General features: G+C 68.7%; 9 protein-coding genes. All 9 read left to right on the forward strand.

The features are described 5' to 3' along the window. A partial coding sequence (locus GY24_RS16555) for an FtsQ-type POTRA domain-containing protein (protein WP_104477644.1) occupies positions 1-766 on the forward strand: 766 nt, incomplete at its 5' end. Between the two features lie 188 nt (positions 767-954). Then, complete coding sequence (ftsZ, locus tag GY24_RS16560) at positions 955-2,133, forward strand: cell division protein FtsZ (RefSeq protein ID WP_104477646.1); 1,179 nt, start codon at positions 955-957, stop codon at positions 2,131-2,133. 19 nt (positions 2,134-2,152) lie between these two features. Continuing rightward, complete coding sequence (locus GY24_RS16565; RefSeq protein ID WP_104477648.1) at positions 2,153-2,842, forward strand: YggS family pyridoxal phosphate-dependent enzyme; 690 nt, start codon at positions 2,153-2,155, stop codon at positions 2,840-2,842. A gap of 35 nt (positions 2,843-2,877) precedes the next feature. Beyond that, complete coding sequence (locus GY24_RS16570; RefSeq protein ID WP_083364226.1) at positions 2,878-3,351, forward strand: cell division protein SepF; 474 nt, start codon at positions 2,878-2,880, stop codon at positions 3,349-3,351. A 7-nt stretch (positions 3,352-3,358) separates the two neighbouring features. Then, positions 3,359-3,670, forward strand: a complete 312-nt coding sequence (locus tag GY24_RS16575; RefSeq protein ID WP_083364225.1) for a YggT family protein — start codon at positions 3,359-3,361, stop codon at positions 3,668-3,670. A 231-nt stretch (positions 3,671-3,901) separates the two neighbouring features. Continuing rightward, positions 3,902-4,555 carry a DivIVA domain-containing protein gene (locus GY24_RS16580; RefSeq protein WP_083364224.1) on the forward strand — a complete coding sequence of 218 codons (654 nt, stop codon included), beginning with the start codon at positions 3,902-3,904 and terminating at the stop codon, positions 4,553-4,555. Further along, complete coding sequence (gene lspA, locus GY24_RS16585; RefSeq protein ID WP_104477650.1) at positions 4,545-5,129, forward strand: signal peptidase II; 585 nt, start codon at positions 4,545-4,547, stop codon at positions 5,127-5,129. The genes GY24_RS16580 and lspA overlap by 11 nt, the downstream gene beginning before the upstream one ends. A 2-nt stretch (positions 5,130-5,131) precedes the next feature. Further along, positions 5,132-6,049 (forward strand): RluA family pseudouridine synthase, encoded by a 918-nt coding sequence (locus GY24_RS16590; protein ID WP_104477652.1) that lies wholly within the window; start codon positions 5,132-5,134, stop codon positions 6,047-6,049. 111 nt (positions 6,050-6,160) lie between these two features. Continuing rightward, the coding region (gene dnaE, locus GY24_RS16595; protein ID WP_104477654.1) for a DNA polymerase III subunit alpha at positions 6,161-9,542 on the forward strand (3,382 nt) is incomplete at its 3' end.

Consider the following 9,542-nt stretch of genomic DNA (forward strand, 5'->3'; position numbering starts at 1 on the left):
GCCACTCACCCCGGGCAGCGCCCGCGCCCGGCTGCGCGCCGCGACCAAGGCGCGGAAGGCCTACGAGCGCTCCGAGGTGCGCCGCTTCACCCGGCACCTGCGCCGCCGCCGCGCCGCGTGGCTGACCGGAATCGGGGCCGTGCTCGCGCTGGCCCTGTTCGTGGCCGTCGGCACCTTCTCTCCGCTGATGGCGCTCACGACCATCCAGGTGGAGGGCACAAACCGGCTGGCCGCGGACGAGGTCGCGACCGCGCTCGGCGGGCAGATCGGCACGCCGCTGCCGCTGGTTGACCAGGGCGCGATCCACGACGGGCTGGCCGGCTTCGCACTGATCCAGAGCTTCTCGACCGAGAGCCGGCCGCCGAACACGCTCGTCGTGCGCGTCGTCGAGCGCGACCCGATCGGCGCCGTCGCGGGGGAGGGCGGCTTCGCGCTGGTCGATCCCGCCGGCGTCGTGATCCAGACGACCCCGGAGCGGCCGCCCGGGTTCCCGATCCTGGAGGCCGTCGGCGACGACGGCCTCGCCGCGGCCGGCAGCGTCGTGCAGGCGCTCCCGGCCGAGATCCGCGCGCAGCTGGACGTCGTGCGGGCCGCCAGCACCGACGATGTGAGCCTGGTGCTGGCCGGCGGTGCCGGGGTGGCCTGGGGCAGCGCTGAGGAGTCAACCCTCAAGGCGCTCGTGCTGGGCAAGCTGATGGCGGCGGCCCCGCCCGGGCCCTCCACCGTCTACGACGTCTCCTCGCCGGCCAGCCCCGTGATGCGCTGAGCCCCGCTCCGGGGGGCCCGGAGGCGGCGACACGCCGCCGAACCGGAGGATCGCCGGCGGAGTTTGCGACACGCGGGCGCGCCTTCCACGCGAAACTGCGGCTGCGCATAACTTCGAGGTAGGAATTGCATACTCAGCATAACTTTAAGCTTCGACTAGAAGTTGAGAGTTTCCACCGGAGGCCGGACGTGTCAACTAATCAGAACTACCTTGCAGTGATCAAGGTCGTCGGCATCGGCGGCGGCGGCGTCAACGCCGTCAACCGTATGATCGAGCTCGGCCTCCGCGGCGTCGAGTTCATCGCCATCAACACCGACGCGCAGGCGCTGCTGATGAGCGACGCCGACGTCAAGCTCGACGTCGGCCGCGACCTCACCCGCGGTCTCGGCGCAGGCGCCGACCCCGAGGTGGGCCGTCGTGCGGCCGAGGACCACGCCGAGGAGATCGAGGAAGCCCTCGCCGGCGCCGACATGGTCTTCGTGACCGCGGGCGAAGGCGGCGGAACGGGCACGGGCGGCGCCCCCGTCGTTGCCCGCATCGCCAAGTCGATCGGCGCGCTCACCATCGGTGTCGTCACCAAGCCGTTCGGCTTCGAGGGCAAGCGCCGTCAGGCCCAGGCCGAGACCGGTGTCAGCACCCTCAAGGAAGAGGTCGACACCCTCATCGTCGTGCCGAACGACCGCCTGCTGGAGATCAGCGACCGCGGCATCAGCATGCTCGACGCCTTCGCGACCGCCGACCAGGTGCTCCTGGCCGGTGTGCAGGGCATCACCGACCTGATCACCACCCCCGGCCTGATCAACCTCGACTTCGCCGACGTCAAATCGGTCATGCAGGGCGCCGGCTCCGCGCTCATGGGCATCGGCTCGTCCCGCGGCGCCGACCGCGCCATCAAGGCTGCCGAGCTGGCCGTGGCCAGCCCGCTGCTCGAGGCATCCATCGACGGCGCCCACGGCGTGCTGCTCTCCATCCAGGGCGGCTCCAACCTCGGCATCTTCGAGATCAACGACGCGGCCCGCCTGGTCCAGGAGGCCGTGCACCCCGAGGCCAACATCATCTTCGGTGCCGTCATCGACGACACCCTCGGCGACGAGGTGCGCGTCACCGTCATCGCGGCCGGCTTCGACGGGGGAGAGCCCCAGAGCAAGCAGGCCGACGGCCGGCGCAGCAACTTCGTGTCCGCCGGGGGCGGCGCACCGGTTGCCGGCGCCAGCGCCACGGCCGTGGCCGAGGAGCCCTCCGCCAGCGACATCGACGCCCTCGTCGAGTCCGCCTGGGGCAGCCAGGACGCCACCCCTGCCCCGGCCGCCATCGACCCGGGCTTCGACGAGGAGAACGACCTCGACATCCCCGACTTCCTCAAGTAGCAAGGCACAGGCAGCACAGATGAGTGAGGCGGGGGCCCTGCACCCGACGCTGGCCGAGAGGCTGGGGTCGGTGCAGGAGGGCATCGCGGATGCCGCGCGCGCGAGCGGGCGGCAACCGAGCGAGATCACGACCATCGTCGTGACCAAGTTCCACCCGGCCTCCCTCGTCCGCGCGCTGTCCGAGCTCGGCGTGCGCGACGTCGGCGAGAACCGGCACCAGGAGGCGCAGGCGAAGGCCGCAGAACTGGCCGGCCTGCCGCTGCGCTGGCACTTCGTCGGGCAGCTGCAGAGCAAGAAGGCCAAGCAGGTGCGGGCCTACGCCGACGTCATCCACTCGATCGACCGGCCGGCGCTGCTGGCCGCGCTCTCCGGCGAGAAGGTCATCGACTGCTTCCTGCAGGTCAACCTGACCGACAATCCGGAGCGCGGCGGGGTGGCCCCGGCCGCCCTGGACGCCCTGGTCGACCAGACGCTGGCCACGCCGGGGCTCCGGCTGCTCGGCCTGATGGCCGTCGCCCCGCTCGGCGAGGAGCCGCGGCGCGCCTTCGCCCGCGTCCGCGAGCTCTCCGAGTCCATCCGGGGCGCCGCCCCGGAAGCGACCGCCCTGTCCATGGGCATGTCGCAAGATTTTGCGGCCGCGATCGCCGAAGGGGCGACACACCTCCGGATTGGCACCGCCATTACCGGGAATCGCCCGCAGCCCGAATAACCTCGAATACGACGGATCCTGACACGGAGGTAGTAATGTCCAACCCGCTCAAGAAGACCATGGTCTATCTGGGACTGGCAGACGAGGAGCTCGAGTACGAGGAGCCGGCTGCCGCTGCTGCCCCGGTCACGCCGGCGCCCGCCGCGGCCCCGACCAAGAACGCCGCACCGGTCACGCCGCTGCGCAAGGCCCCCGTCCCCAAGACCAACACCCAGGCGGCAGAGATGAACGAGATCCTCACGGTGCACCCGCGGCAGTACCGCGACGCACAGCTCATCGCTGAGAGCTTCCGCGACGGCATCCCGGTGATCATCAACCTCTCGCAGATGAGCGAGGGCGACGCCCGCCGCCTGATCGACTTCGCCAGCGGCCTCTCCCAGGGCCTCTACGGCAAGATCGAGCGGGTCACCAACAAGGTGTTCCTGCTCTCTCCGGAGCACATTGTGGTCAGCGGTGAGAACGGCGAGACGGACGCCGACGTCGATGCCTCCTTCTTCGCTCAGTCATAATTAGTCTGTGACCATCGTTGCCCTGATCGCGGGGATCCTGTATTTCTTTCTGTTGCTCTACTTCTTTGCGATGTGGGCGCGGTTCGTTCTCGACCTCGTGCGCAATTTCAACCGATCCTGGCGGCCGCGCGGCTTCGCCCTGATCGCGGTGGAATTCGTGTACACGATCACCGATCCGCCCATCAAGTTCTTCCGCCGGATTCTGCCGCCGCTGCGCCTCGGCGCCGTGGCCTTCGACTTCGGCTGGAGCCTGACCATGCTGATCGTCATCATCCTGATGCCGATCGTCGGCCAGATCCGCTACATCGGCGGCTCGTAATGCCGCCAACACTGCATGCAACCACAACTCAACACGCGTACCGCGCTGTATCGGGGCAACGTTCCTGATGCATCCAACACTGTGTGCCCGCTCAACGCCTCCGGCGCTCTGGCAGGTATCCTGAATCGGTGACACCGTGCGACGGTGCATCGTACGTGCGAGCAGCGGGATTTGTTACCGTTGGTCAATCGTTACCTTCTGTTCACAACCAAGTTCTAAGGGTGGAAAGCCATGGCGCTAACTCCGGAAGATGTAGTCAACAAGCGGTTCCAGCCGACCAAGTTCCGCGAGGGATACGACCAGGACGAGGTTGACGACTTCCTCGACGAGGTCGTGGTCGAGCTGCGTCGACTGGGCAGCGAGAACGAGGAGCTGCGTCAGCGCCTCGCCGCCGCCGAGAGCGGTGCGGCCCCGGCCGCCGCCGCGCCGGCACCCGCTTTCACCGCACCGGAGCCCGCACCGGCCACCGTCGTCGCGCCCGTGGTCGCAGCCCCCGTGCCCTCGGCCACCGCCGAGGCCGACGAGCAGGCCAGCACCACCAACCTCCTGCAGCTGGCCCGCCGCCTGCACGAGGAGCACGTGCGCGAGGGCGCAGAGAAGCGTGACGCGCTCATCGCAGAGGGCCACGCCACCGCCGCCCGCGTCGTGGCCGAGTCCGAGGCCAAGCAGCGCGCCCAGATCGGCGCGCTCGAGAAGGAGCGCTCCGCTCTCGAGGCGAAGATCGACGGCCTGCGCACCTTCGAGCGCGAGTACCGCGCCAAGCTGAAGAGCTACATCGAGGGCCAGCTGCACGAGCTCGAGGTCACCGCGGCACCGTCCGCCGGCTTCGGCAACCAGGCCGCCAACAGCGACGCTGCCCCGAGCTTCCAGGGCTTTGGGGTCTAAGACCCGAGGGAAGGTCAGCGCCGTTGCGCTTGTTGTCCTGGCCCTCGTTGCTCTCTGCGCCTACGGGCTCGACCAGTTCAGCAAGTTCCTCGTCGTCTCAAACCTGACAGAAGGTGAGGTGGTCCCGGTACTCGGCAACGTCCTGCAACTGCAGTTCGTCCGAAACCCCGGGGCCGCCTTCTCCCTGGCCAGCGGCCAGACCTGGATCTTCACCATCATCGCCAGCGCGGTGATCGTGTTCATCGTCTGGTTCGCCCGCCGCATCCGCTCCATCTCCTGGGCGATCGTGTTCGGGCTCCTGCTCGGCGGGGTGCTCGGCAACCTCACCGACCGCTACCTCCGCGCCCCCGGGTTCCCGGAGGGGCACGTGATCGACTTCATCTACACCCCGTGGATGCTGCCGGCCATCTACAACGTGGCCGACATCGCCATCGTCACCAGCATGGGCCTGTTCATGATCCTCACGCTGCGCGGCATCAACCTCGATGGCAGCCGCACCGTGTCAGAGAAGAAGCAGAAGCCGGCGGACGACGCGACAGCGACCCGCGGCCCCGACGAAGCGACAGCAGCATAGCCATGGAATCACGTTCACTCCCCGTCCCTGACGGCCTCGCCGGCCTCCGCGTCGACGCCGGCCTGGCCAAGCTGCTCGGCTTCTCGCGCACCTTCGCCACCGAGGTCATCGAGGCGGGCGGCGTCAGCCAGGACGGCGCCGCCGCCGGCAAGTCCGACAAGCTGCGCGCCGGCGCCTGGCTCGAGGTCAGCTGGCAGAGCAAGTCCCCGCTGGAGATCGTGCCGATCCCCGTTCCGGACCTGACGATCGTCCACGACGACGACGACATCGTCGTGATCAACAAGCCGGCCGGCGTCGCCGCGCACCCCAGCGTCGGCTGGGAGGGCCCCACCGTCGTCGGCGCCCTCGCCGCCGCCGGCTTCCGCATCTCCACCTCCGGCGCGGCCGAGCGCGCGGGCGTCGTGCACCGCCTCGACGCCGGCACCAGCGGCCTGATGGTCGTCGCGAAGTCAGAGCGGGCCTACACCGAGCTCAAGCGCGCCTTCCACGACCGCGAGGTCGAGAAGATCTACCACGCCGTCGTGCAGGGCCACCCCGACCCGCTGGCGGGCACCATCGACGCGCCCATCGGCCGGCATCCGCGGGCCGAGTGGAAGTTCGCCGTGACCGGCGACGGCAAGCACTCGATCACCCACTACGAGACGCTCGAGGCCTTCCCCTACGCCTCCCTGCTCGAGATCCACCTGGAGACCGGGCGCACCCACCAGATCCGCGTGCACATGGCCGCCCAGCGCCACCCCTGCGTCGGGGACTCCATGTACGGCGCCGACCCGACGCTCTCGGCCCGCCTCGGCCTGGAGCGCCAGTGGCTGCACGCCGTGCAGCTCGGCTTCACCCACCCGGCGACGGGGGAGTGGGTCAGCTTCCGCACCGAGTACTCCCCGGACCTGCAGCACGCCCTCGCCGTGCTCTCCGCCTAGGCCACCACCCGGCGCACCACCCAGCACCACCCGCTTTCGAATCAGTCGGAGACACACGTGACAGCAGCAAACGACTCCTTCGTACACCTCCACGTGCACAGCGAGTACTCGATGCTGGACGGCGCCGCGCACATCAAGCCGCTGATGGAAGCCGTCGTCGCCGAGAAGATGCCGGCCATCGCCGTCACCGACCACGGCAACATGTTCGGCGCATTCGACTTCTGGAATCAGGCCACCGCGGCCGGGGTGAAGCCGATCATCGGCACCGAGGCCTACGTCACCCCCGGAACCGCGCGCGGGGACCGCACCCGCGTCAAGTGGGGCACCGGCGCGCAGGGCGAGGACGACGTCTCCGGCTCCGGCGCGTACACCCACATGACGCTGCTCTCGGAGACCACCGAGGGCATGCACAACCTGTTCCGGATGTCGTCCAAGGCCTCCATCGAGGGCTACTACTTCAAGCCGCGCATGGACAGGGAGCTGCTCTCCGAGTACGCCAAGGGCGTCATCGCCACCACCGGCTGCGCCGGTGGCGAGGTGCAGACGCGGCTCCGGCTCGGCCAGTACGAGGAGGCCAAGAAGGCCGCGGGCGACTTCCGCGACATCTTCGGCAAGGAGAACTTCTTCGTCGAGGTGATGGACCACGGCATCGACGTCGAGCGGCGCACCATCAGCGAGCTGCTGCGGCTGGCCAAGGAGCTCGACCTGCCGCTGGTGGCCACGAACGACCTGCACTACACGCACGCCCACGACGCCACCGCGCACGCGGCGCTGCTCTGCGTACAGTCCGGCTCCACGCTGGACGACCCGAACCGCTTCAAGTTCGACGCCGATGAGTTCTACCTCAAGAGCGCCGCGCAGATGCGGCACCTGTTCCGCGACAACATCGAGGCCTGCGACAACACGCTGCTGATCGCCGAGCGCTGCGACGTCAAGTTCGACACCACCACCAGCTACATGCCCCGCTTCCCGGTGCCGGAGGGCGAGACGGAGGACACCTGGTTCGCCAAGGAGGTCGACGCCGGCCTCGCCGTGCGCTACCCGAACGGGATCCCTGACCCCGTGCGCAAGCAGGCCGACTACGAGACCGGCGTCATCCTGCAGATGGGCTTCCCCGGCTACTTCCTCGTCGTCGCCGACTTCATCAACTGGTCCAAGCGCAACGGCATCCGCGTCGGCCCCGGCCGCGGCTCGGGCGCCGGCTCGATGGCCGCCTACGCCATGGGCATCACGGACCTGGACCCGCTGGTGCACGGCCTCATCTTCGAGCGCTTCCTCAACCCGGAGCGCGTCTCCATGCCCGACTTCGACGTCGACTTCGATGATCGTCGCCGCGGCGAGGTCATCAAGTACGTGACGGAGAAGTACGGCTCGGAGCGCGTCGCCCAGATCGTCACCTACGGAACCATCAAGGCCAAGCAGGCGCTGAAGGACTCCTCCCGCGTGCTCGGCTTCCCCTTCGGCATGGGCGACAAGCTCACCAAGGCGATGCCGCCGCCCGTCATGGGCAAGGACATCCCGCTCACCGGCATCTTCGACAAGTCGCACCCGCGCTACAAGGAGGCCGCCGACATCCGCGCGGTCGTCGAGACCGACCACGAGGCCAAGACCGTCTTCGAGACGGCCCTCGGCCTCGAGAACCTCAAGCGCCAGTGGGGCGTGCACGCCGCCGGCGTGATCATGTCCAGCGACCCCCTGATCGACATCATCCCGATCATGAAGCGGGAGCAGGACGGCCAGATCGTCACCCAGTTCGACTACCCGGCCGCCGAGGCGCTCGGGCTGATCAAGATGGACTTCCTCGGCCTCCGCAACCTCACCATCGTCTCGGACGCCCTCGACAACATCGAGCTGAACCGCGGCCACCGGCTCGTGCTGGAAGACCTGGCCCTCGACGACGTGGGTGCATACGAGCTGCTCGCCCGCGGCGACACCCTCGGCGTGTTCCAGCTCGACGGCGGGCCCATGCGCGGCCTGCTGCGCCTGATGAAGCCCGACAACTTCGAGGACATCTCGGCCGTGCTGGCGCTGTACCGCCCGGGCCCGATGGGCGCGGACTCGCACACCAACTACGCCCTGCGCAAGAACGGCCTGCAGCCGATCACGCCGATCCACCCCGAGCTGGCCGACGCCCTCGAAGACGTGCTCGGCGGCACCTACGGCCTCATCATCTACCAGGAGCAGGTGATGTCGATCGCGCAGAAGGTCGCCGGCTTCTCGCTCGGCCAGGCCGACATCCTGCGCCGCGCCATGGGCAAGAAGAAGAAGTCGGAGCTCGACAAGCAGTACGAGGGCTTCCGCGCCGGCATGCACGCGAACGGCTTCACGGACGCCGCGGTGAAGGCGCTCTGGGACATCCTGCTGCCCTTCTCCGACTACGCCTTCAACAAGGCCCACTCGGCCGCCTACGGCGTCGTCTCCTACTGGACGGCGTACCTCAAAGCGCACTACCCGGCCGAGTACATGGCAGCGCTGCTGACCAGCGTCGGCGACTCCAAAGACAAGATGGCCATCTACCTCAACGAGTGCCGCCGCATGGGCATCAAGGTGCTGCCGCCGGACGTCAACGAGTCGATCGGCTTCTTCGCCGCCGTCGGCACCGACATCCGCTTCGGGCTCGGCGCCGTGCGCAACGTCGGCTCCAACGTCGTCGAGGGCATCCGTGCCGCACGCGAGGCGAAGGGCCGCTTCGAGGGCTTCCACGACTACCTGCGCAAGGTGCCGATCCACGCCACCAACAAGCGCACCGTCGAGTCGCTGATCAAGGCCGGGGCGTTCGACTCGCTCGGCTCCACTCGCCGCGCCCTGATCGAGATCCACGAGTCGGCCGTCGAGTCGGCCGTCAAGATCAAGCGCGACGAGGAGAACGGCAACGTCGGCTTCGACTTCGACAGCCTGTTCGAGGAGGTCGGCGAGGCGCCATCCTCCGACGTGCCAGAACGCCCGGAGTGGGCGAAGAAGGACAAGCTCGCCTTCGAGCGGGAGATGCTCGGCCTCTACGTCTCCGACCATCCGCTGGCCGGCCTCGAGGTGCCCCTGGCCAAGCACGCCAGCATCTCCATCGCCGAGCTGATGGCCTCAGAGTCGATCGAGGACGGCGAGACCGTCACCGTCGCCGGGCTCGTCACCAGCGTGCAGCACCGCACCGCGAAGAACTCCGGCAACCAGTACGGCATGATCACCGTCGAGGACTTCGGCGGCGAGATCACGATCATGTTCATGGGCAAGGGCTACCAGGAGTTCGCCCCGATGCTGGTCGCCGACTCCATCGCGGTCGTCCGAGGCCGGGTCAGCATGCGCGACGACGGCATGAACCTGCACGCCTTCAGCATGATGATGCCGGACATGGGCCAGGACGAGGTCGAGGGCACCGTCAACATCTCGATGCCCGACATCCGCGCCACCCCGGACACGGTGACGGCCCTCGACGAGATCCTCACCCGGCACGCCGGCGAGAACGAGGTGCGGCTGAAACTCACCCGCGGCGGCACCG

Source organism: Microterricola pindariensis, from assembly GCF_002936985.1.
In the GTDB taxonomy this organism is placed as follows: Bacteria; Actinomycetota; Actinomycetes; order Actinomycetales; family Microbacteriaceae; genus Microterricola; species Microterricola pindariensis.

Bases quoted from the DNA above. Each gene is read 5' to 3' on its own strand.
- GY24_RS16590 (WP_104477652.1), top strand. From the start codon at position 5,132: ATGGAATCACGTTCACTCCCCGTCCCTGACGGCCTCGCCGGCCTCCGC.
- GY24_RS16570 (WP_083364226.1), top strand. From the start codon at position 2,878: ATGTCCAACCCGCTCAAGAAGACCATGGTCTATCTGGGACTGGCAGAC.
- GY24_RS16580 (WP_083364224.1), top strand. From the start codon at position 3,902: ATGGCGCTAACTCCGGAAGATGTAGTCAACAAGCGGTTCCAGCCGACC.
- GY24_RS16565 (WP_104477648.1), top strand. From the start codon at position 2,153: ATGAGTGAGGCGGGGGCCCTGCACCCGACGCTGGCCGAGAGGCTGGGG.